The organism is Thauera linaloolentis 47Lol = DSM 12138, from assembly GCF_000310205.1.
GTDB classification, from domain to species: domain Bacteria; phylum Pseudomonadota; class Gammaproteobacteria; order Burkholderiales; family Rhodocyclaceae; genus Thauera; species Thauera linaloolentis.
Genome location: NZ_AMXE01000013.1, coordinates 38,552 through 61,532, shown reverse-complemented (window position 1 = coordinate 61,532; position 22,981 = coordinate 38,552). Strand labels below are relative to the sequence as shown.

General features: G+C 66.7%; 19 protein-coding genes and 2 pseudogenes. 15 read left to right on the top strand and 6 right to left on the bottom strand.

Translation table 11 applies throughout. The features are described 5' to 3' along the window. The 4 genes from C666_RS05955 to C666_RS05940 form a co-directional block, all read left to right on the top strand. Nucleotides 1-552, top strand: a 552-nt coding sequence (locus C666_RS05955) for a TroA family protein (protein WP_004335370.1), incomplete at its 5' end; no start/stop codon positions are given. Nucleotides 553-646: 94 nt separating this feature from the next. Further along, entirely contained in the window at nt 647-1,612 is a 966-nt protein-coding gene (locus C666_RS05950) for a FecCD family ABC transporter permease (protein ID WP_004335367.1), read from the top strand. After that, nucleotides 1,609-2,457, top strand: a complete 849-nt coding sequence (locus C666_RS05945; RefSeq protein WP_004335364.1) for an ABC transporter ATP-binding protein — start codon at nt 1,609-1,611, stop codon at nt 2,455-2,457. Before C666_RS05950 ends, C666_RS05945 begins: the two co-directional genes overlap by 4 nt. A gap of 9 nt (nt 2,458-2,466) precedes the next feature. Further along, nucleotides 2,467-3,279, top strand: coding sequence for a TOBE domain-containing protein (locus C666_RS05940; RefSeq protein ID WP_004335360.1), 813 nt, complete (start codon nt 2,467-2,469; stop codon nt 3,277-3,279). Between the two features lie 25 nt (nt 3,280-3,304). Here C666_RS05940 and C666_RS05935 read toward each other — a convergent pair whose 3' ends face one another. The 3 genes from C666_RS05935 to C666_RS05925 all read right to left on the bottom strand — a co-directional run bounded on the left by C666_RS05935 (nt 3,305) and on the right by C666_RS05925 (nt 7,511). Next, nucleotides 3,305-4,483 carry a multidrug effflux MFS transporter gene (locus C666_RS05935; RefSeq protein WP_004335358.1) on the bottom strand — a complete coding sequence of 393 codons (1,179 nt, stop codon included), beginning with the start codon at nt 4,481-4,483 and terminating at the stop codon, nt 3,305-3,307. Nucleotides 4,484-4,630: 147 nt separating this feature from the next. Beyond that, complete coding sequence (locus C666_RS05930; RefSeq protein WP_004335356.1) at nt 4,631-5,146, bottom strand: YkgJ family cysteine cluster protein; 516 nt, start codon at nt 5,144-5,146, stop codon at nt 4,631-4,633. A gap of 181 nt (nt 5,147-5,327) precedes the next feature. Further along, the gene (locus tag C666_RS05925; protein WP_004335353.1) at nt 5,328-7,511 is read right to left on the bottom strand and encodes a malate synthase G; all 2,184 of its coding nucleotides are present in this window, start codon (nt 7,509-7,511) and stop codon (nt 5,328-5,330) included. Between the two features lie 201 nt (nt 7,512-7,712). Here C666_RS05925 and C666_RS05920 point away from each other — a divergent pair. The 6 genes and pseudogenes from C666_RS05920 to C666_RS05905 all read left to right on the top strand — a co-directional run. Further along, nucleotides 7,713-8,015: pseudogene (locus C666_RS05920) on the top strand (transposase); the annotation flags it as partial. Between the two features lie 229 nt (nt 8,016-8,244). Beyond that, a complete protein-coding gene (locus C666_RS20880) occupies nt 8,245-8,811 on the top strand; it encodes an IS110 family transposase (RefSeq protein WP_004335349.1) in 567 nt (188 codons plus the stop codon). Then, nucleotides 8,729-9,595 (top strand): transposase, encoded by an 867-nt coding sequence (locus C666_RS20875; RefSeq protein ID WP_245603965.1) that lies wholly within the window; start codon nt 8,729-8,731, stop codon nt 9,593-9,595. Before C666_RS20880 ends, C666_RS20875 begins: the two co-directional genes overlap by 83 nt. Further along, a pseudogene (locus tag C666_RS05910) lies at nt 9,596-10,270 on the top strand (IS3 family transposase); the annotation flags it as partial. Nucleotides 10,271-10,537: 267 nt separating this feature from the next. Then, nucleotides 10,538-11,083 (top strand): hypothetical protein, encoded by a 546-nt coding sequence (locus C666_RS20375; protein ID WP_154666280.1) that lies wholly within the window; start codon nt 10,538-10,540, stop codon nt 11,081-11,083. A gap of 11 nt (nt 11,084-11,094) precedes the next feature. After that, on the top strand, nt 11,095-14,040 hold the full coding sequence (locus C666_RS05905; RefSeq protein ID WP_154666279.1) for a hypothetical protein: 2,946 nt from the start codon (nt 11,095-11,097) through the stop codon (nt 14,038-14,040). Between the two features lie 31 nt (nt 14,041-14,071). Here C666_RS05905 and fliE read toward each other — a convergent pair whose 3' ends face one another. The 3 genes from fliE to C666_RS05890 form a co-directional block, all read right to left on the bottom strand. Next, nucleotides 14,072-14,395 (bottom strand): flagellar hook-basal body complex protein FliE, encoded by a 324-nt coding sequence (gene fliE / locus C666_RS05900; RefSeq protein WP_004335340.1) that lies wholly within the window; start codon nt 14,393-14,395, stop codon nt 14,072-14,074. A gap of 141 nt (nt 14,396-14,536) precedes the next feature. Then, nucleotides 14,537-15,964 carry a sigma-54-dependent transcriptional regulator gene (locus C666_RS05895; RefSeq protein WP_004335337.1) on the bottom strand — a complete coding sequence of 476 codons (1,428 nt, stop codon included), beginning with the start codon at nt 15,962-15,964 and terminating at the stop codon, nt 14,537-14,539. Continuing rightward, a complete protein-coding gene (locus C666_RS05890; protein ID WP_051019877.1) occupies nt 15,961-17,187 on the bottom strand; it encodes a sensor histidine kinase in 1,227 nt (408 codons plus the stop codon). The genes C666_RS05895 and C666_RS05890 overlap by 4 nt, the downstream gene beginning before the upstream one ends. 122 nt (nt 17,188-17,309) lie before the next feature. Here C666_RS05890 and fliF point away from each other — a divergent pair, with 122 nt between their 5' ends. The 5 genes from fliF to fliJ all read left to right on the top strand — a co-directional run bounded on the left by fliF (nt 17,310) and on the right by fliJ (nt 22,918). Continuing rightward, the gene (gene fliF, locus C666_RS05885; RefSeq protein WP_004335334.1) at nt 17,310-19,019 is read left to right on the top strand and encodes a flagellar basal-body MS-ring/collar protein FliF; all 1,710 of its coding nucleotides are present in this window, start codon (nt 17,310-17,312) and stop codon (nt 19,017-19,019) included. Beyond that, nucleotides 19,016-20,017, top strand: a complete 1,002-nt coding sequence (gene fliG, locus C666_RS05880; protein WP_004335332.1) for a flagellar motor switch protein FliG — start codon at nt 19,016-19,018, stop codon at nt 20,015-20,017. Before fliF ends, fliG begins: the two co-directional genes overlap by 4 nt. A 60-nt stretch (nt 20,018-20,077) precedes the next feature. Beyond that, nucleotides 20,078-20,944 (top strand): flagellar assembly protein FliH, encoded by an 867-nt coding sequence (locus C666_RS05875; protein ID WP_004335330.1) that lies wholly within the window; start codon nt 20,078-20,080, stop codon nt 20,942-20,944. Next, a complete protein-coding gene (gene fliI, locus C666_RS05870; RefSeq protein ID WP_004335328.1) occupies nt 20,941-22,338 on the top strand; it encodes a flagellar protein export ATPase FliI in 1,398 nt (465 codons plus the stop codon). The genes C666_RS05875 and fliI overlap by 4 nt, the downstream gene beginning before the upstream one ends. A 115-nt stretch (nt 22,339-22,453) precedes the next feature. After that, a complete protein-coding gene (fliJ, locus tag C666_RS05865; RefSeq protein ID WP_004335326.1) occupies nt 22,454-22,918 on the top strand; it encodes a flagellar export protein FliJ in 465 nt (154 codons plus the stop codon). The last annotated feature ends 63 nt before the right edge of the window (nt 22,919-22,981 follow it).

The window sequence follows — 22,981 nt, the reverse complement described above, 5'->3', positions numbered from 1 at the left end:
GGCCACCTGCTGGGCGCGGGCGAGCGCGGCGAGGCGCTCGCCCGCCATGCCGAGACCGTGCTGGCGGCCTGCCCGCCGTCCGCCCCGCAGGCCGGCCAGAAGGTCTATCTCGCACGCGGCGCCGACGGACTGGAAACACCCCTGCCCGGCTCGGTCAATAGCGAGTGCATCGAAGCGGCCTGCGCGGTGAACGCCGCCCGCGGCAGCGGCAACCTGGCTCGCGTGTCGCTGGAACAGCTGCTGGCCTGGGCGCCCGACGCCATCGTCACGCAGTACGCGGAATTCGCCGCCCTCGCCCGCCGCGACGCCGCCTGGAATGCGCTGCCCGCGGTGCGCGCCGGCCGCCTGTTCCTGGCCCCCAACCTGCCGTTCGGCTGGCTGGACGGGCCGCCGAGCGTCAATCGGCTGATCGGCGTGCGCTGGCTGCGCGAGGTGTTGAGCCCGCGGCAGCCGGCAACGGACTGGATCGACGAGGCGCAGGCGTTCCACCGCCTTTTCTACGGCCACGTGCCCCCGCGCGAACTGCTCGCGCGCAGCATCGCGGCGGCATGAACGTCCCGGCCCGGCCGCGTGCAGGCGGGGTGCGCTCCGACGGGAGGGCTGCATCCTGAATTCAGGCATCCGCCGCCACGGTCTTCACCCGCTCGTGCTGCTGTTGCCCGTCGTGCTGGTGGCGGCGGTCGCGCTCGTCTCCGGCGCCTATCCGCTCGCCATCGGCGATGCGCTGTCGGCGCTGCTGGCCGGCCCCCGTGCCGACGGCGAGGCCGGTGTCGTGGTGTGGAAACTGCGCCTGCCGCGCATCCTCGCCGGGCTGCTCGTCGGCATGGCGCTGTCGGTTGCCGGCGCCGCCTACCAGGGCATGTTCCGCAATCCACTGGTGTCGCCCGACATTCTCGGCGTGTCGGCCGGCGCCGGCCTGGGCGCGGCGCTGGCCATCCTGCTTGGCCAGCCCATGGCCGTGGTGCAGGCGGCGGCCTTCATCGGCGGGCTGCTGGCCGTCGGCAGCGTCTACACGGTCGCCGCCCGGGTCCGCCACCACGATCCGGTGCTGGTGCTGGTGCTGGCCGGCGTCGCGGTCGGCACGCTGTTCGGCGCCGGCATCTCGCTCGTCAAGGTGCTGGCGGACCCGAGCGTGCAATTGCCGTCGATCACCTTCTGGCTGCTGGGCGGGCTGAACGCCATCACCGCCGGCGACCTCGCCATCGCCGCGCCGCTGATGCTGTGCGGCCTGGCGCCGATGTGGCTGCTGCGCTGGCGCATCAACCTGCTGACGCTGAGCGACGACGAGGCGGCGAGCATGGGCATCGACGTCGTCCGCCTGCGCCTCACGCTGGTCGCCTGCGCGACGCTGATGACCGCAGCGGCGGTGTCGATCGCCGGCATCATCGGTTGGATCGGCCTCGTCGTCCCGCACGCCGCGCGGCTGCTGGCCGGTCCCGAGTTCTCCCGCCTGCTGCCCGCCTCCGCCCTGCTGGGCGGCGCCTTTCTAGTCGCGGCCGACACGCTCGCGCGCTCGGCCGCGAGCGTCGAGCTGCCGCTGGGCGTCCTCACCGCCATCGTCGGCGCCCCGGTCTTCCTGTGGCTGCTGGCCAGAAGCGGGCGTACTTCGTGAATCCGGCGGGTGCCACCCCCACCGCGGAGCCCAGCGCCGCACCGCCTTCTCCGGCCCTCGAAGCCGTCGGCCTCGCCACCGGCCATCGCCACACCTGTGTCGGGCGGGGCATCGACCTGCAGGTCCGCGCCGGGGAGATACTGTGCCTGCTCGGCCCCAACGGCAGCGGCAAGACCACGCTGTTCCGCACCCTGCTCGGCCTGCTGCCGGCACTGGAGGGCACGGTGCGAGTCGGCGGCCGCGCCCTGCCCGAATGGCCGCGCGCCGAACTGGCGCGCATGCTCGCCTACGTGCCGCAGGGCCAGATGCTGCCCTTTCCGTTCACCATCGAACATCTGGTGCTGATGGGGCGCACCGGGCACATGGCGCGCTTCGCCCAGCCCTCGGCGCGAGACCGGCAGATCGCCGGCCAGGCGCTGGAGGCGCTCGGCATCGCCCATCTGTCGGGGCGTTCGTGCATGGAGGTCTCGGGCGGCGAACGCCAGCTTGCCCTGGTCGCACGCGCGCTGGCGCAGGAGGCGCGCATCCTGATCCTTGACGAACCGACCTCGAGCCTCGATTTCGGCAACCAGTTGCGCGTGCTCGAACGCATCGCCACACTCGGCGCGCGCGGCATCGCGGTGCTGATGTCGACGCACCAGCCCGAACACGCGCTGCGCGTGGCCGACCGCGTCGCCTTCCTGAAAGCCGGCCGCATCGTCCGCTGCGGCGGGCGCGAGATCGTCGATGCGCCGGCGCTGGCGGCGCTCTACGGGGTGGACGCACGGCTCATCGCGGCCGGTTCCGCTTACCCTTCCGGCGCTCAGGCCGGTATGCTTGACTCCGATTCGGATTCGACGAGGTGACGCGGGCACATGGAAACGGACAACAAGGGCATCGAACTGCAGGGGGCGATCTGGATGACGGTCGGCGGCGCCAACCTTGGCGGGCCGGGGCGGATCGAGCTTCTGTCGAAGGTCGCGGAATGCGGCTCCATCACGCAGGCGGCCAAAGCCATCGGCATGAGCTACAAGGCCGCGTGGGATGCGATCGACACGATGAACAACCTCGCCGGCGAACCGCTGGTCGAACGCCTGACCGGCGGCAAGGGCGGCGGCGGCACCCGGCTGACGCGCCGCGCCGAGCAACTGGTGGCGAACTTCCGTCTGATCGCACAGGAACACCGCCGCTTCGTCGACCATCTCAGCCAGCAGGCGGAAGGCATCGCCGACGATTATCTACTGATCAGGAGAATGAGCATGAAGACCAGCGCACGCAACCAGTTCCTGGGCAAGGTCAGCGCATTGAAGCAAGGCGCGGTGAATGACGAGGTCGAGCTCGAAGTCGCGGGCGGGCACCGGATCGTCGCCATCGTCACCCACGAGAGCACCGAGGGCCTGGGCCTGCGGCCGGGCGCGGAAGCCTTCGCGCTGATCAAGTCGTCTTCCATCATCATCGTGACAGACGACAGCGGCGCGCGCTTTTCCGCCCGCAACCGGCTGCCGGGCACCATCTCCCGCGTGCAGCCGGGCGCGGTCAACACCGAAGTGGTGATCGACCTGCCGGGCGGCGGCAGCGTGGCGGCGATCGTCACCAATGAAAGCGCGACCCATCTCGAACTGGCCGTCGGCAAGTCGGCCAGCGCCATCTTCAAGGCTTCCAGCGTGATCGTCGGCGTGCCCGCCTGAACGATCCGCCCCTGGCTGCGCCGGCTCAGCGGCGCAGCAGCAGGGCCCACATCGCCAGACTGAACAGCATGCCGGCAGCCACGGTCAGCGCCAGCGGCGTCGCACTGGCCTGCACCCCATGGCCGACGATCATGCCTGCGCCGGCGCCCAGCCCCATCTGCGCGAACCCCATCATCGACGCGGCGGAGCCGGCCATCTTCGGATAGCCCGCCAGACCCAGCGCCGTGGCGTTCGGCAGCAGCAGGCCGACCGCCGCAGTCACGCCCCACATCGGCCCCATGACCGCCGCCGGGTGATCCACGCCGGCCAGTGCCAGCCCGGCCAGCAGCAGCCCGCTGGCCGCACCGAGCAGCACGCCGCTGCGGATCATCCAGCCTGCCCCAAGCCGCCGCGACAGCCGCGCGGACAGCACGCTGCCGACGATGAAGCCGGTGACGTTGGCGCCGAAGGCGAGGCCCATCCGCTGCGGCGACATGCCGTAGAGCTCGATATAGACGAAGGGCGAACCGGAAATGAAGGCGAACAGCGCCGCGAAAGCGCCGCAGCCGGTCAGCAGCGCGCCGCGATAGGTCCGGTCGGCCAGCAGCACGCCGTAGTTGGCCAGCATGCGCGAGGGGCGTATCGCGTCCGGATCGGGATGGCGGTTCGTCTCCTTCAGCACCGACCACACCATGACGCCGAGCGCCAGTCCGTACAGCGTGAGCACGACGAAGGTCGAACGCCAGCCGAAATGGGCGCTCAGCCAGCCGCCGAAGATGGGCGCGACCAGCGGCGCCAGCGCCGTGGCCGTCGACACGTGCGACAGCACGCGCGCCGCCTCGTGCGGGCCATACACGTCACGCACCACCGCGCGCCCGAGCACCGGGCCGACGCAGGCGCCGAAGGCCTGCACCAGGCGCGCCGCCACCAGCGTTTCGATCGTCGGCGCCAGCGCGCAGGCCGCCGACGACAGCACGAACACCAGCGAGCCCCACAACATCACCGGCCGCCTGCCGAAGCGGTCCGACAGCGGGCCGATCAGGAGCTGCCCGGCGCCGAAGCCCAGCAGATAGACCGACAGCGTGAGCTGCGCGCCGGCGGTGTCGGTGCCCAGCACCCGCGCGATCTCGGGCAGGGCCGGCAGGTAGAAGTCGGTGGACAGGGGGCCGACCGACGTCAGCGCGACGATCAGGACGGCAAGCAGGACGCTATGTTGTACGGGCATGGAAGGCTGCGCTGGAATCGATCCGCCCCGCGGGCGGCGAGTCGATGTTCATGGAGAAAGGATGTGTCCGGGGCATACGGGGCACGGCCCCGCACGAAGGATGAAGCACGGCGGCAGGCGCCCGCACGGTGCACGGCCCGCACGCCTTCAAGGGCTGCCGTGCCAATGTGCGAACCACTCCGACAGGCTGCGCGCTTCCCCATCAACCGCGAGCGCGCGGTCGATGGCATCCTGGTTGCCCCATATCACGTCCGCCAGCACGCCCCGCGCCGCGCTCGCCTCGATGTCGGAACAGTAAAGGCCCAGATCGCGCTGGACGTAGAAACCGTAGGTCCGGCACGCGACCGGACGCTGCGCATACACTGGACAGGCGCCGCTTTCGCGGTCGAGCATCGGACAGGTGAGCGGCGCGGCCGGCGCATCGCCGAGCGCTGCGATCCGCTGCCGGATCTCCCGCAGGCGCGATGCGTCGAGCGCCTCCAGCCCCGATCTCAGCAAGGCCCACTCTCCGGCCGTCAGGCGCGGCACGCCGGCCAGGCGCCGGCAGCAATCGTCGCAGCCTTTGCCGCACGGCCAGTCGGAATGCGCGGCGCGGATCGCATCGACACGGCGGTCGATGTCGAGGTGCAGGCGGGACAGGGGCGAAACGGCGTGCAGGGTCATGGCGGAATCGTTGAGCCGGAAGGTGGCGCACTCCGGCGCGGGGTGCTGCGCCCGGCATTGTAGCGCGGGCGGCGCATGGTCCGCGCCGGCACGCGGCACACGCCGCAAAAGCGAACGCCGGCCCTCGGGCCGGCGCTTCCTCGATGGCATGGGCGGCAGAAGCGCCGCCCCGTCATCCCGATCAGGCCGCGGCTTTCGCCTTGAACACCTGGCGATAGCGGTGCAGCAGCGGCTCGGTGTAGCCGCTGGGCTGGGCGCAGCCTTCGAAGATCAGCGCACGGGCGGCCTGGTAGGCGACCGAGTCATCGACGTTCGGCGCCATCGGCCGATAGGCCGCGTCGCCGGCGTTCTGGCCGTCGACCACGCCAGCCATGCGGCGCAACGTGGCATCGACCTGCTCGGCGCTGACGACGCCGTGGCGCAGCCAGTTGGCGATGTGCTGGCTGGAGATGCGCAGCGTGGCGCGGTCTTCCATCAAGCCGACGTTGTTGATGTCGGGCACCTTCGAGCAGCCCACGCCCTGCTCCACCCAGCGCACCACGTAGCCCAGGATGCCCTGGCAGTTGTTGTCGAGTTCCTGCTGGCGCTCTTCGGCGCTCCAGTCGGCCTTGACGGCGACCGGCACGGTCAGCAGGCCACCAAGCAGCGCATCGCGCTCGGCGGCGAGATCGATCTTCTCCATCTCCTGCTGGATGGCGGCGACATCGACCTGGTGGTAGTGCAGCGCATGCAGCGTCGCGCCGGTCGGCGACGGCACCCAGGCGGTGTTGGCGCCGGCCTTCGGGTGAGCGATCTTCTGCTCCAGCATCGCCGCCATCAGGTCGGGCATGGCCCACATGCCCTTGCCGATCTGGGCCTTGCCGCGCAGGCCGGCGGTCAAGCCGACCAGCACGTTGTTGCGTTCGTAGGCCTGGATCCAGGCGCTGGTCTTCATGTCGCCCTTGCGGATCATCGGGCCGGCTTCCATGGCAGTGTGCATTTCGTCGCCGGTGCGGTCGAGGAAGCCGGTATTGATGAAGGCGACGCGGCTCTTGGCCGCGGCGATGCAGGCCATCAGGTTGATCGAGGTGCGGCGCTCCTCGTCCATGATGCCCATCTTCACCGTGTGGCGCGGCAGGCCGAGCAGGTCCTCGACGCGGCTGAACAGTTCGTCGGCGAAGGCGACTTCGGCCGGGCCGTGCATCTTCGGCTTGACGATGTACATGCTGCCGGTGCGCGAATTGCCCTTGCGCGCGATGTCGTGCATCGAGATCAGCGTGGTGACCACGCCGTCCAGGATGCCTTCGGGGATCTCGTGGCCTTCGCCGTCGATGATCGCCGGGTTGGTCATCAGGTGGCCGACATTGCGGATGAACAGCAGCGAGCGGCCGTGCAGGCGCAGGCTGCCGCCCGCCGCGGCAGTGTATTCGCGGTCGGCGTTGAGGCGGCGAGTGATGGTCTTGCCGCCCTTTTCCAGTTGTTCGGTCAGCGTGCCCTGCATCAGGCCCAGCCAGTTGCGATAGACGACGACCTTGTCGTCGGCATCGACCGCGGCGATGGAATCTTCACAGTCCATGATCGTGGACACCGCGGCTTCCATGACCAGATCGTTGATGCCGGCGGCGTCGGTCTTGCCGATGGCTCCGCCGCGATCGATCTGGACATCGATGTGCAGGCCGTTGTTCTTGAGCAGCACGGCGCTCGGCGCGGCGGCGTCGCCCTGGTAGCCGACGAACTTCTCCGGCTGCTGCAGGCCGACGGTGGAACCGTTCTCGAGCGTGACGGTGAGCTTGCCGCCGACCACCGCGTAGGCGGTCGAGTCGGCGTGCGAGGCGCCGGCCAGCGGCGCGGCCTGATCGAGCACATTGCGCGCGAAGGCGATGACCCTGGCGCCACGCACCGGGTTGTAGCCCTTGCCGAGTTCGGCGCCGTCGGTCTGGGGGATCGCGTCGGTGCCGTACAGCGCGTCGTACAGCGAGCCCCAGCGGGCGTTGGCGGCATTGAGCGCGTAGCGGGCGTTCATGACCGGCACCACCAGCTGCGGGCCGGCCTGCGAGGACAGCTCGCTGTCGACGTTGGGCGTATCGACCTTGACGCCGGACGGCTGCGGCAACAGGTAGCCGATCGATTCGAGGAAGGCACGGTAGGCGGCCATGTCGGCGATCGGGCCGGGATTGGCGCGATGCCAGTTGTCCAGTTCGGTCTGCAGGCGGTCGCGGTCGGCGAGCAGTGCGCGGTTCTTGGGCGCGAGATCGTGTACCAGCGCATCGAAGCCTTTCCAGAAGGCGGCGACATCTACGCCCGTGCCCGGCAGGGCCTCTTCTTCGATGAAACGCTTCAGATTCGCAGCCACCTGAAGGCGGTGGCAGTTCACTCTCTCGGTCATGTTACGCACTCTCTGGAATGGTTCACGGAAAACCCGGCGCGGCAATCATGCAGCGCGGGCGACCGCGAGGATGCGACCGATTCGTGCTCCGGTCAAGGCCAAAGGGCAAAAGTCCTATATAAGACCTGTGATGAGCTGCCCCATGAATTTCGTCTTCCAACGTAGTCGTCGTAGGATCGACACAACGAGAGGAAGAACGACGTGAAGCGCATCCCGAAGCAGGAGTACACGGCTGAGTTCAAGGAGCAGGCCGTCAAGCGAGCTGACGAGGTCGGCAACATTGCCCGTGTTGCCGAGGAACTGGGGTTGGTTGAGCAGACGCTGCGCAACTGGGCCAAGGCGGCGAAGGCGGCGAAGGCGGCGAAGGCGGCGAAGGCGGCGAAGGCGGCGAAGGCGGGCAAGCTGAATCCGGCCGGCGCCAAGCAGATCACTGCCGAGCAGATGGAGCTGTCCCGGTTGCGCGCTCAGGTGGTGCGCCTCGAGATGGAAAATGAGATCCTAAAAAACGTCTTTCGCGGCGGCGCCCCGTCCCGATGGAAAGAAACACGGGTGCTGCCTACACTGGCCTGAGCCAGACCGTGGCCGTCAGCTTTTTGGAGGCTTTCGTCCCCGTCAAAAAACTTGGCCCGTGGGGAATCAGCGGACCCAGCTGTGGTGGCGCCTCGTGCGACCCCGTTTAGGAAATTGATTTGAACCGCTCCCCTGTCTGGCACCTTGCCTAGAGGAGGCTGCCATGTCCAAGAAAGCAAAGGCGCTCGGCCTGCCCATCGTCAATGATCGGGCGGCGGGCATCGACATCGGCTCGCGCATCCAGGTCGCGGCCGTGCCACCGGAACTGAGCGACGATCCGGTACAGACGTTCCAAAGCTTCACGGGCGATATCGAGCGCATGGCCGATTGGCTGGTGGCGCTGGGGATCAAGACGGTGGCGATGGAGTCCACGGGCGTTTACTGGATCCCCGTGTACGAGATCCTGGAGGATCGCGGGTTGGCGGTGGTGCTGGCCAACGCGAGGGACTGCAAGGCTGTGCCCGGTCGCAAGAGCGACGTCAACGACGCCCAGTGGCTGCAACGTCTGCATGCCTGCGGGCTTGCTGCGCGCCAGCTTCCGCCCGACGCGCGAGATAGCGGCGTTACGCGCCTACATGCGCATTCGCGAACGGCATCTCGAGTACGCCGCGGCGCACATGCAGCACATGCAAAAGGCGCTGATCCACATGAACCTGCAGCTACACCATGTCATCAGCGACATCAGCGGGGTGACCGGGCTGAGGATCGTGCGCGCCATCGTTGCCGGTGAGCGCGACCCCGATGTCCTGGCGAGCATGCGCGATGTCCGGTGTCGCGAGAGCACCCAGACGATTCGCGCGGCCATGGTGGGCAACTATCAGCCCGAGCACGTGTTCGCGCTGTCCCAAGCCCTGGCATTGTTCGACTTCTACCAGGACCGCATTGTTGACTGCGATGCACAGATCGAGCGTGCGCTGCAGATGTTGTGCGCGGACAAGGTCGAACCGTCGGAGCCTCTGGCCAAACCGCGCCACCGCACCAAGCAGACCAACGCGCCGAAGTTCGATGCGCGAGGGCTGCTGTACCAGCTCACGGGCATGGATCTGACCCGCATCCATGGCATTGGGCCGAGCGTGGCGCTTGCCTTGATCGCCGAATGCGGCACGGACATGAGCCGATGGCCCACGGAGAAGCACTTCACGTCATGGCTGACGCTGGCGCCGGGTTGCAAAATCAGTGGCGGCAAGGTGCTGTCCTCGCGCACTCGCAAAAGCAACAGCCGCGTGGCCGCGCGACTGCGACTGGTGGCAACCACCGTCGGGCGTACCGAAACCGCGCTGGGGGCGTTCTACCGCAGGTTGGCCGCGCGCATCGGAAAGGCCAAGGCGCTGACGGCCACGGCACGCAAGATCGCCGTCCTCTTCTACCGGGCGATGCGATTCGGAATGCAGTACGAGGATCCTGGTGCCGAGCAGTACGAGCAGCGCTACCGCGAGCGGGTCGTCAAGCAGCTGCAACGTCGGGCCGCCCACTTCGGCTTCTCGCTACAGCCGGTTGAGTCAGGTGTTTCTTAGGAAAGCGACGGCATATTTCGCGAAGGAGCTGCTGTGAAATATGCCTGGATCGAGACGCAGCGCAGATCCTTTCCGTTGCCTGTCCTGTGCGAGGCCTTATCGGTGAGCCAGAGCGGCTTTCGGGCTTGGCGAGGAGGCGGGACGCCGGAGCGCAAGCGCCTGACCGATGCGCAGGCCCTGGTACTGATCCGCACGGTTCATCAGGAGGTCCGGCAGGCCTACGGGGCACGACGCATCCACGCCGAGTTGCGTGGGCGTGGCTACCGGATCGGCTTGCCGCGCATCGAGCGACTGATGCGCGAGAACGGCATTCGGGCACGGCACAAGCGGCGCTACAAGGCGACGACCGACTCCAGGCATCACCTGCCGGTGGCGGAGAATGTGCTCGAGCGCCAGTTCGCGCCTCAGGCGCCCAATCGGGTATGGACGGGCGACATCACCTACATCGCCACCGCCGAGGGCTGGCTGTACCTGGCGGTGGCGATCGACCTGTTCAACCGCGAAGTGATCGGCTGGTCGATCAAACCACGGATGACGACCGATCTGGTGCTCGATGCGCTGTCGATGGCATGGTTTCGCCGGCGCCCAGGACCGAGCGTGCTGTTCCACTCCGATCGGGGAAGTCAATACGCCAGCCAGGCTTACCAGGCCCGCCTGGCCGCTTACGCCATGCGTGGATTGCAGAACTGGATCGAACGACAGAATCAGCAAAAAATGGCAGCATGAGGACGGCCAGTTGGAAGACGGAAAACGTAGGGCACCTCATCAACGCCTTGCTGCAGCTTGCGTGCGCCTGCATCTGGCTACTTGCGAACAGCTCCAGGATTCTTTTTGCTTGCCGGCTCAATAGTGCTGTAGCGAGGGCTACAGTGGCCACTTGATCTGCTTCGAGTCAGGTGGCATGTTCATACGTACATTGCCAGGAACAGAGGAGGGTATGTCATGCGAAGAATACTTGTGTTGTTTGTGCTTGGAAGCTTTGCACAGTTCGCCCAAGCGCAGAGTTCTGAGCTAACAGAGCTATGCAAATCTTTGGCTGATGTGGGCAAAAAACAAGCAACATCGTTCGATGCACGAAGAGGCTGCATTACAAGACGAGATGGCCTCTGGAATACGTCTGCGAGCGACGACGAGTTCCTCCCGGTCGATGCGGTATCGGCGACTCTGTTGGGAAAGCAGTTGACTACTCAGAATGCACTGCTCCAGCAAATTCGGGAATTGCGCCAGGAACTGGCTGCCAACACAGCCAAGCTTGAGGAAACAAGAAAAGCATATGACGCAGCAAACGCCAAGGCGTCGGCTTGGCGCGATGATTCGCTGAAGACGCTCGTTGAGGAAGTGAAGGCAGCACCTTCCGAGTTGGCAGCCAACCCCATCCTGCAGGAGGCGCTGCTTCCAGTGGTAGCGGCAAAACTGTTGGCTGACCCGGCTTTCATAGACGCTGTGCGTGGCACCAGCGACTCACTACGTAATGGGCAACAGCAATGACTTGCCCACGAATGACTCCTGTTGCATTTGTAGTTGCTGTTGCCGTCGGCACCATCTGGGCACGCCCAGCGTTTGCGCAGACGACATCAGCACAACTCAGACCGCTGACGGACAAAGCCACCGCAGCTCTTGCCGTTGCTGGAGTCGAGTTCGCCGTCAACACGATCGAGCTTATTGCCGACTCACAGAAACCATTCGTATCCGTGCCCGAGGCACAGCGTATCGGTTCCCAAGGCACCGCCTTGCTTGAAAGCTACCATGCTCGAATGCGCGATATCCGGTATTCAGCGGATTTGCTGCATTCATCGTTTGAAGTCGCGATCGTTGCCGGTACAGCAGCAGGTAGCTCCACAGGTGTAGGGACGGTAGTGACCGTTCCAATAGGCGTTCTTGCATCTCGCGCCAACGACATGGCACGGGATTGGATCGTTGCGGACACACAGGGGAAAGCGTCTGCTGCACTGAGCCGCGGACTGGATCAGATGAATGGCGATCAGCGGCAGACCATGGACGCGCTTCTGGGGGCCGGCAAGTACGATGAGGCAGCAACTTTTTTCGAGCAATCGACAGGCGCCATCTCGCGGATGAAAGAAAAGATGGCCAACGACGCGCAGGCGAAAAAATTGCTCGATACGGCGGTTCGGAACTCGTTTGCGCAAGGATCGGTGGCGGCCATTCGGGTAGCCGGCCAAGCGGCGTCAACCGCTGCTGATGTCGAGCAGAAGTTGGTCGCCCATACCAAGGCCTTCAGCAGTTTTGCCACCAGGAGTGCGGCGGCTGCGATGCGGCTTGAGGCTGCCATGGATGGCATGCGAGACGACCTGGACTCGCTCAAGACCAGCATGGTTGACTTGGCGAGGGATCAACAGGCGACTGCCGCACAGGTGCAGATCATTCAGGACGTGCTTTTCGATCAGCAGCCCCCAGCGGTTCGATTGGCGATGCTGGATGGGGGTGCCAAACCCGGGCTCACTGAAAAACAGAGAGAGCACCTACGCGCAGCCCTGCAAGTCCAAGCCCGCCAGCAGGAGATTACGAGTACAGCAGCTGAGTTTGTGAGCTACGCACGCGACCTGAATACAATCATGGGAGCCTTTGGCGCCGAGAGCAAGGAACTGAACGCTGCGGTTCAGTATGGATCAGCAGCCACGTCGGCACTCACGTACGCCTTCAACGGGAATTACCTCGGCGCCATTGCTTCTGTGGCAGGTGTTTTCGGTGGAGGAAGCAAGCCAGATCCCATGGCAGTGTATATCCGCCAGATCATGCAAGCTTTCGAGCAGATCAATCAGAAGCTCGACAAGGTGATCGAGCTTCAGGTGCAAACCTTGGAGGCAATCGACGCATTGTCGCGCGATGTCCAAACTCTGAGGCGGGAGGCACATGCGCGTTTTGATCGAATTGATTTCGAACTGGCAACGCTTTCGGCTTTGCAGCGGCAAGGAATCTGGAAGGACATTCAGGTATGCGATGCCGCCTGGAGCGCGCAGAACCTGCATTTGACACCCGCAAACAATGGGCGTGCCCGCTACGACACCACACGGCAGCGCTTCTGGGATCTGCAGTCGGTAATCGACTACACTGAATCTCACGGGGACAAAGCGTACAGTTGCTACCATGCTTTGAACAACAGGTTCTCCAGCTTCAAGAACGTTGGTGGCCTTGCCGGCAATCCATTGACCATTGCATCGGTCGAGACGCAGTTCGGCGGACTGGGCGTGCCGAACCCAAAAGTTACGCAAGATGAGACAGGCGCCTTCGTCTACGGCTTATCTGCACTCGCATACTACAAGAATGACTTGTACTTGCCATCGCTGGGCCTACTCCAAAGCGCCTGGTCGTACGAGACCAAGAACAAGCCTGGCTGGGGTGGGTTCGGCAATGCATATGCATTGATGACCAGGCCAGTTGCTGGGGTGCAAGGAATGCTCCAGCGAATCCGAGCCCTGGACAGCATCAGCGCCCACCAGCCGCTGGAATATTGCCGCGGACATACAGTGCTGGGCCGCAGACTTCAGAACTACCTCTGCACAAGCACTCCACCATATAGAGAAGAGCCCACCGGATCGAAGGAGGCTGAAGCTCGTGCTGCGAGAGTCACCAACGCCTTTCTTGCCGATCCTCTGATCCGGGACCAGATTGGTGAACTGGTACGCTACACATTGTTCATCGAACGGCCAATCATGTTCGCCAAGGGACAGCACGCGCCCGGATCATACACAATGGAAGAGCTTGGCAGCCTACGCCGGGATCATTACGGCCAAGGTTTGCTTAGCGACACCATGATGGTGGTGGATGTGAGCATTGCACAGCAAGCCATGCTGTACGGGGACTTCACAGCTTGGTACATCTATTCCTTTCTTTGGAACGCGAAGGAAGGAAAATGGAGAAGCGCACCGCCAGACGGCGTGAGCCAGACAGTTTTCGAGGATGCTCAAAAGCTGCTCAAGGACAATCCCAATAACCCGTGGTTGCGCCGCAATGTTTTGATGCTCATCCTCAAGGGGCAGGAAAAGGATTGCCCGGAATTGATGCAACAGGTCAACGACTGCGCATCGAACAACTTCATTTATCGCCTTATCTACGACCGTTTTTTCAAGGCGAACACGGATGGTGCATATATCTCACTCTCCGAGGGAGAGCATGCCGCTGCAGAAGAGACGCTGCTGGGTCTGTTTCGCTGGGGAGAAAAACCAAAGCTCACTATCCAAGAGGCCGCAGGCGGAGACCGCCAACTGCTTCTGAATCTGCAAGGCGTGAAACTCCCACTGCCCTCACCTGCGGAGTGGGATAAAGGAGCGTTCATCTACCCACCGCAGCTCATGAGCCGTCTCGACGATCGGGAAATTCTGGCCAGCCGCCTGGCTGGGTATGCTGCGCTCGATAGAATGTCGAAGGAAGACCGGGCCAGCGTGCTCACGATCCTTGCCAATGGCAAAGCACCGACGGCGCCATAGCTGGATCGTCGTGCCGCATGGAGACGTGCCCTCAGACGGGCATGTTCATGATGTCCTGGTACGCGGTGACGAGCCGGTTGCGTACCTGCACCATCTGCTGGAAGGACAGGTTGGCCTTCTGGAGGTTGACCATCACGTCCTGAAGATTCACGTTGGGATCGCCGGCGGAAAATTCCTGCGCCATCTGGCGCGCCTCGGACTGGGCCGCGCTGACGTCCTTGAGGGCGTTGTCGAGCACATCGGCGAAGTTGACACCGCCTGCCGCGGGCGCAGCCGTTTCCACAGGCTTGCTCTGTGCAGCCTGGGATACCGAGCGCAGTTCGCTCAACATCTGGTCGATTCCACGGGTGTCCATGCTCGCTCTCCGGTCCAGGTTTCCGGCCTGTGATCTGTCTGTCGATCTTCGGTTCCCCGGCCTGTGTCGCTCTGTTTGTCGCTGTTGACGTCAGTCTAGCAGAGCAAGGCTCGTGCCACTGCTGCGCAATTCGCCCGCCGGCTAGACATCGTAGCCTTCGTCGCGGTACTGCTGCAGCTTGTAACGCAAGGTTCGTTCCGAAATTCCCAGCTTTTCGACGGTTTTCTTGCGCGATCCGCCCAGTTCGCGCAGCGTTGAAAGTATATGCTCGCGCTCGAGATCTTTCATGTTGGCCGGGCGGGCGGCCTGCGCCGGTGCTGCGGCTTGCGGCGGAATGGCCTGGCCGGCGGCAAATATTGCCGGCGGAACGACACCCCCGGCAGCACTTGCCGGAACCTGCGCGGACAGCGCGGGTTCCGCCGGTGGCACGGCTGCGCCATCCCAATGCGGCAGGCACAGGCGCAGCGTCTCGGGGCCGACCGTATCGCCCGGCGTCAGGATCAGCACCCGGTGCAGCGTGTTTTCCAACTCCCGCACGTTGCCCGGCCACGGATAGCAGGGCAGCAGCGCTTCGGCCTCGGCCGACAGGCGGACCTGGCGCTTGAGCCGCGCCGCGTGCTGCGCGAGAAAATGGCGGGCCAGTGGCGCGACGTCGCCCGGGCGCTCGCGCAAGGCGGGGATCGCGATCGGGAACACGTTGAGGCGGTAGTACAAGTCCTCGCGGAAGCGTCCCGCGGCGACTTCCTTCTGCATGTCGCGGTTGCTGGTGGCCAGCACGCGGATGTCGAGCGCCACCGGCTTCTTGCCGCCGACACGCTCCACCTCGCGCTCCTGCAGCACGCGCAGCAGCTTGGCCTGCAGGCCGAGCGGCATCTCGGAGATTTCGTCGAGCAGGATAGTGCCGCCCTGCGCCTGCTCGAACTTGCCCGGCTGCGAGGCCTGCGCCCCGGTGAAGGCGCCTTTCTCGTAGCCGAACAGCGTCGCTTCGAGCAGGTTCTCGGGGATGGCCGCGCAGTTGATGGCGATGAAAGAACCGGCGCGACGCGGCGAATGGCTGTGGATGTAGCGTGCGAAGACTTCCTTGCCGGTGCCCGACTCACCGGACAGCAGCACCGTGGCATCAGTCTCGGCGACGCGCGCGGCCAGCGCCAGCAGGCCGCGAGTATGCGGATCTTCGGCCACCGTGTCCTCGGCGGCGGGCGGCAGCGCCGCGTAGCGCCGCACGTTCTCCAACAGCACCTCGGGCTCGAAGGGCTTCATCAGAAAGTCGCACGCGCCGCCGCGCATCGCCGCCACGGCCTTGTCGACGTCGCCATAGGCGGTCATCAGCAGCACCGGCAGCTGCGGCTGGCGCAGGCGGATCTCGTGCAGCAGTTCGAGCCCGTCCATCGGTTGCATGCGCAAGTCGGTGACGACCAGATTGAAGCGCTGGCGTTCCAGTTCGGCCAGCGCAGCCGGCCCGCCATCGACGCCGGTGACGCCGTGATGGGCCATCTCCAGCGTGAAGCACACGGCATCGCGGAGCGCGGCGTCGTCCTCGACGACAAGGATGTTGAGCTGTTCGATCATGATGGCGGGGGCAATGGAGTCGGACCTGCCGGCGCGTCGAGCGACAGCGGCAGACTGAGGGTGAAGGTGGAGCCCTGCCCGGGGGCCGAGCGCAGCAGGATGTCGCCGCCGTGGCCGCGGGCCACGCCGCGCGCGATGGCGAGCCCGAGGCCGGTGCCTTCGGCGCGCGTGGTGAAGAAGGGCTCGAACAGCCGCTCCTGGAGCTCGGGCGCAATGCCGCGCCCCGCGTCGCTGACGGCGAAGCGCACGGCGTCCATGCCGAGGCCGCTTTCGGCCGCGGAGACGGTCGCGACGTCGAAACGCACGCAGGCGCCGGCCTCGCTGGCCTGGATGGCATTCTCGAGCAGATTGGTCAGCGCGCCGCCCAGGGCCTTGCGGTCGCCGACGAGTTCGGTGTCGCCGCAGCCGCAATTCGCCTCGAACGCGATCTGGCGCGCCTTCGCCAGCGGCTCCAGCGTATGGGCCAGCTCCGCCGCCAGCTCGCACACATGGAAGCGCTGCCGCCCGAGGCTGTCGCCGCGGGCGAACAGCAGCATGTCGCGGATCAGGCGTTCGAGATAGCGCAGGCGCTCCAGCGCGCGGTCGGCCACGCGGCTGCGCTGTGCGGCGTCGAGTTCGGGCTGGCGCAGGTTGCCGGTGTACAGCAGCGCGGCGGCCAGCGGCGTGCGCAACTGGTGCGCCAGGCCGGCGACCATCTCGCCCATTGCGGCGAGCCGTTCGTTGCGCTCCGAAGCGAGGCGCATGCGGTGGGTATCGGTGATGTCGTGCAGCAGGATGATGCGCTCGTCGCCCGACTCCGGCGCGGATTCGGACAGCGACAGCCGCCGCGGCTCCTCGCCGGCGCCCCATGCGCCTGGCGCCGGCAGCGCAAGCGTGAACTCGCCCGGCGTCTCGGTGGCCTGCAGGCGCGCCCATGCCGAGCGCCAGGCCGTGCCGACCAGCGTGCCGCCGAACAGCGCTTCCGCGGCACGATTGACCTGCACCACGGCCCCTGCGCGGTCGACCACCACCACCGCCGCAGGCAGCGCCCCCATCAGCACCGAAAGGCGCTCGGTGAGCTGCCCGACCTGCGCCTGCAGCGCGTTGTAGGCGGTCGACAGCTCCTCGGACGCGCGGTTGAACAGCGCAAAAGCCTCGGCGAGCTGTGCGGCATCCAGCGGCGCGGCAGGCGATCCGGCAGGAGATTGGCGGGGTTCCGTATTCACGCCCTGCACTCTAGTCATGGTTGGCGCTATCTTAGCCGGCAAACAGGCGGCAAAAAATGCCGCTATTCACGCGACCGCCCTTGCCGGCACCGCGTGACAATGCGTCCATCCGAAAAAGTGGACCCCAAGGACCCGCCGTCATGGCCGCTGCCGAAAACACCGCCGAGATGCCCATCGGGGACGCGCCCGCCGCCGAGCCCGCGGCGGCATCCCGCCTGCAGCAGGCGCTGCAGAACATCAATGCCCTGTCGCAGCAGCAGAAGATCGCCGCCGCCGCCGCGATCGCGCTGGCGATCGCGCTGGTCGCGGGCCTGCTGATGTGGAACCGTCCGCCCGACTACGCGGTGCTGTTCTCCAACCTCGACGAACGCGACGGCGGCCAGATCATCTCCGCACTGCAGCAGCAGAACGTGCCCTATCGCATGTCGCCGAACGGCAATGCGATCCTGGTGCCCGGCGCGCAGGTCCACGAAACCCGCCTGCGCCTGGCCGCCGCGGGCCTGCCCAAGGGCGGACTGGCCGGCTTCGAGCTGATGGATGGCCAGAAGCTCGGCATCTCGCAGTTCAACGAGCAGGTCAACTACCAGCGCGCACTGGAAGGCGAGCTGTCGCGCACCGTGCAGTCGATCGCCACCGTGGACAGCGCCCGCGTGCATCTGGCGATGCCCAAGCAGACCGCCTTCCTGCGCGACGACCAGAAGCCGACCGCGTCGGTGATGGTGAACCTGCGCCCGGGCCGCGTGCTCAACGAGAGCCAGGTCGCCGGCATCGTGCATCTGGTGTCGTCCAGCGTGCCGCGCATGACGGCCGAAGGCGTCAAGATCATCGACCAGAGCGGCAAGCTGCTCACCGAGCAGGCCGACCCGCTGATGCGTGCCGGGCTCAATGCCAACCAGCTGCAGTACGTGCGGATGGTGGAAGAAGGCCTCATCGAGCGTATCGACAACATCCTCGTGCCGCTCTTCGGCAAGGACAACTTCCGCGCCCAGGTGACGGCCGACGTCGATTTCAACCAGGTCGAGCAGACCGCGGAGACCTACAAGCCCAATCCCTCGCCCGACCAGGCGATCCGCAGCCAGCAGACCACCGAGATCATCAATCCGCTGCAGGGACCGCAGGGCATCCCCGGTGCGCTCACCAACCAGCCGCCGGTACCCGCCACCGCCCCGCTCAGCGTGCCGGCGGTCGGGCCGGGCCAGCCGGGCACGCAGGGCGTCGCCAGCAGCAACCGCAGCGCGGTGCTCAACTACGAGGTCGACCGCAACATCCAGCACATCAAGCAGGCCGTCGGCCAGATCAAGCGCCTGTCGGTGGCGGTCGTCGTCAACAACCGCAGCATTCCCGGCCCCGACGGCACCCCGGCCAGGGTGCCGCTGACCGACGAGGAAATCGCCCGCATCACCAATGTTGTGCGCGAGGCGGTGGGCTACAGTGCCGACCGCGGCGACACCATCAACGTCGCCAACAACGCCTTTGCCGGCGACACGGGCGATGCCGTGCTGCCGCTGTGGAAGGACCCGGAAATGGTCGAGCTCGGCCGCGAGGGCCTGAACTGGCTGCTGGTGCTGATCGCGATCCTGTTCGTGTATTTCGGCGTGCTGCGCCCGCTGCTGCGCACCGTGGTGCCGCCCAAGGAGAAGCAGGACAAGGACGCCCAGGCCGCTTCCGCCCTGGACGGCGAGCCCGGCGGCGAGGACGAGGACGGCGTGCTCGTGTCGCTGTCGGGCGAAGAGGCCGACACTTACGAAAGCCGCCTCGCCCGGGCGCGCGAGCTGGCCCGCAACGATCCCAAGACCGTCGCCAACCTGCTCAAGGAATGGATGGGCGTGGCCGAGGAGGGCCGCAAGTGACGACACCCGAAGAAGGGCTGGAAAAGGCCGCCCTGCTGCTGATGACGCTCGGTGCCGACGAGGCGGCCGAAGTGCTGAAACACCTCGGCCCGCGCGAAGTGCAGCGCATCGGCATGAAGATGGCGAGCATGCCGCCGCAGTCCCGCAGCAAGGTCGACCCGCTGCTGATCGAGATGATCGAGCACTTCGGCAAGGGCGCGCTGATCGAGTCGGACGAAGAGCAACTGCGCCTGATGCTGACCAAGGCGCTGGGCGACGAGCGCGCCAGCCACCTGCTCGCGCGCATGATCCAGGGGTCCGACACCGCGGGCATCGAGAGCCTGAAGTGGATGGACGCCGGCACGGCCGCCGACCTCATCAAGAACGAGCACCCGCAGATCGTCGCCACCATCCTGGTCCACCTCGAATTCGACCAGGCCGGGGAAATCCTCAAGCACTTCAACGACCGCCTGCGCAACGACGTGGTGCTGCGCATCGCCACCCTCGACGGCGTGCAGCCCGCCGCCCTGCGCGAACTCAACGATGCGCTCACACGCATGCTGGCCGGCGCCTCGACGGTGAAGAAGGCGTCGATGGGCGGCGTGCGCCACGCAGCGGAAATCCTCAACTTCGTCGGTTCGGCGCACGAAACGAGCGTCATCGACAACGTGCGCGAATACGATCCGGAGCTGGCGCAGAAGATCCTGGACGAGATGTTCGTGTTCGAGAACCTGCTCGACATCGACGACCGCGGCATCCAGACCATCCTGCGCGAGGTCCAGTCCGACTCGCTCATCGTCGCCCTCAAGGGCGCGCAGCCCGAGTTGCGCGAGAAGATCTTCAAGAACATGTCGAGCCGCGCCGCCGAGATGCTGCGCGAAGACCTCGAATCCCGCGGCCCGGTACGCCTGTCCGAGGTCGAGGCGGAACAGAAGGAAATCCTCAAGATCGTCCGCCGCCTGGCGGAAGAAGGCCAGGTGATGATGGCCGGCAAGGGGGGCGACGATGGCTTCGTCTAATCACGCCCCACACCTCACGCGCACAGGCCTGCCAGCCTCGCCCGCGCCCGGGAGCGTGCCGTGAGCATTTCCCGCCACCAGGCCGTGGGCGCCTACCAGCGCTGGACACCGCAGGACTTCGGCGCTCCGGACGAGGCCGGGCCCGCACAGGAAACCGCCGCCGCTGCCGAACCCGAGCCCGTCGCCGAAACGCCGGAACCGGCCTACGACCTGCCGCCCGATTTCAAGCTGCCCACGGCAGAGGAAATCGAGCGCATGCATGAGGACATCCGCAACGCCGCGCATGAAGAAGGCCGGCGCGAAGGCCATGAGGCCGGCCTGGCTGCGGGGCTGGTCGAGGGCGAGCGCAAGGGCTACGAGGAAGGCCGGACGAGAGCCGAAGCCGAGGCCGCGCGCCTCCTGTCGCTCGCCGACCGGCTCGACCAGTCGCTGGCGGAAATCGACCGCGAGGTGGCCGAGGAACTGATGGCGCTCGCCATCGAGCTGGCGCGGCAGATGGTCCACGACACCCTGCAGCTCCACCCCGCAACGATCCTCGACACCGTTCGCGCCGCCCTGCAGCAGTTGCCGCAGGGCCACGCGCAGATCCGGTTGCATCCGGACGATCTCGCGCTGGTGCGCGAGCACATGGGGGAACAGCTGTCGCACGCCGGCCACCGCCTGCAGGAGGACTTCGGCCTGCAGCGCGGCGACTGCCGCATCGACGCCCAGGGCGCCCAGGTCGACGCCACGCTCGAGACCCGCTGGCGGCGGGTGCTGGAATCGCTCGGGCGCGAACACGCCCGCTTCTCCCCGGCCGACGACGGGGGCGAACCGGCAGCGGACAGCACGGGCGCGGCGGACGGAGAGGCCACGGACACCGGAGCCGAAGCGGCCGCCGACGCCGGCGATGGCAGCCCGGCGGACGGCCGGGGCGACACCGCATGAAGCACGGCAGCGAGCTGTGGCGGGACTTCCTAGCCGACGGCCGCCGGCTGGCGCGGGACGCCAGCACCTTCGAGGTCTCGGGCCGGCTCACGCGCATCAACGGACTCGTCATGGAAGCGGCCGGACTCAAGCTGCCGCTGGGCTCGGGCTGCCGGATCCTGGTGCCGGGCGGCGGCGCGGTCGAGGCCGAGGTCGTCGGCTTCAGCGGCGAGAAGCTGTTCATGATGCCGACCGACGACGTCTTCGGCCTGGCCCCCGGCGCACGCGTGCTGCCGATGGAAATGGGCATGCCGCGGCTGGTGCCGGGCAAGCGCATCGGGCCGCGCCGCCGCGCCGCCGACCGCGCCAAGCATCTGCCAGTGGGCAATGCCCTGCTCGGCCGTGTCGTCGACGGCGCGGGCCGCCCGCTCGACGGCGCCGGGCCGCTGGCCACGCAGGAGACACGCTCGCTGCAGGGACGCCCGATCAACCCGCTGACGCGCGCGCCGATCCAGCAGCCGCTGGACGTCGGCATCCGCGCGATCAACGCCTTGCTCACCGTCGGCCGCGGCCAGCGCCTCGGCCTGTTCGCAGGCTCCGGCGTGGGCAAGTCGGTGCTCATCGGCATGATGGCGCGCTATACCGCGGCGGACGTCATCGTCGTCGGCCTGATCGGCGAGCGGGGCCGCGAAGTCAAGGAATTCATCGACCACAGCCTGGGACCGGAAGGCCTGGCGCGCTCGGTGGTGGTGGCCGCGCCGGCCGACACCAGCCCGCTGATGCGCATGCAGGGCGCAGCGTATGCGACCACGGTGGCGGAGTACTTCCGTGACCAGGGCAAGCAGGTGCTGCTGATCATGGATTCGCTGACGCGCTACGCGATGGCCCAGCGCGAGATCGCGCTGGCCATCGGCGAGCCCCCCGTCACGCGCGGCTACCCGCCGAGCGTGTTCGCCCGCCTGCCGGCGCTGGTCGAGCGCGCCGGCAACGGCCCCGAAGGCGGCGGCTCGATCACCGCCTTCTACACCGTGCTCGCCGAAGGCGACGACCAGCAGGACCCCATCGCCGACGCCGCGCGTGCCATCCTCGACGGCCACTTCGTGCTGTCGCGCAACCTGGCGGACCAGGGCCACTATCCGGCCATCGACATCGAGCAATCGATCTCGCGCGCCATGCACGGCCTCGTCGGCGACGACCATTTCGCCGTCGTGCGCCAGTTCAAGCAGTTCTTCTCGCGCTACCAGCGCTCGCGCGACCTGATCGCGGTGGGCGCCTACCAGCCGGGCGGCGACCCGGTGCTGGACACGGCGGTACAGCTCTACCCGCGTCTCGAGGCCTTCCTGCAGCAAGGCATCAACGAGCGCGAGCCCTACGACGGCGCGCTGCAGAAGCTGGCACAGGTGTTCTCGGCGTGAGCGTGACATCGTCCGCGCGCCCGCGGCACGAGAAAAGTGCCAAACCGCGCACAGCGGCTAGAATACGGAGTCATACTGCCCTCCGGGGCGCCAGAAACGAGGCTATGCGGCTCCCATGAATACTCGCTTCCATCTGCAGCCCCTCCTCGACCTCGCCCAGACCCGCACCGACGACGCCGCCCGCCGCCTGGGCGAACTGGTCGCCGCCGAACGGGACGTGGCGCAAAAGCTGCAGATGCTCGAAGACTACCGGCGCGAGTACAACCAGCGTTTCGTCGAAGCCGCCCGCGAGGGCCTCAGCCCGGATGCCTGGCGCAACTACGGCGCCTTCATCGCGCGCCTGGACGATGCCATTCTCGCCCAGCGCAAGATGGTCGAGCAGTCGCATCAGCAGACGGCGCAGGGCCAGCAGCAATGGCTCACGCAACGCAACAAGCTCAAGGCCTTCGACACCCTGTCGCAGCGGCATCAGGCGGGCCTCGCCCGCATCGAAGCCCGCCAGGAACAGAAGATGGCCGACGAGCATGCGGCGCGGCGCGGGCGAGCAAGCCTCGACGGCGACGGCCCCTCCCACGACTGAGCGCCACGGCGGAGCTTCCGCCGACCCGCATGCCCAGTGGCACGCCTTTTGCATTGAGAGCCC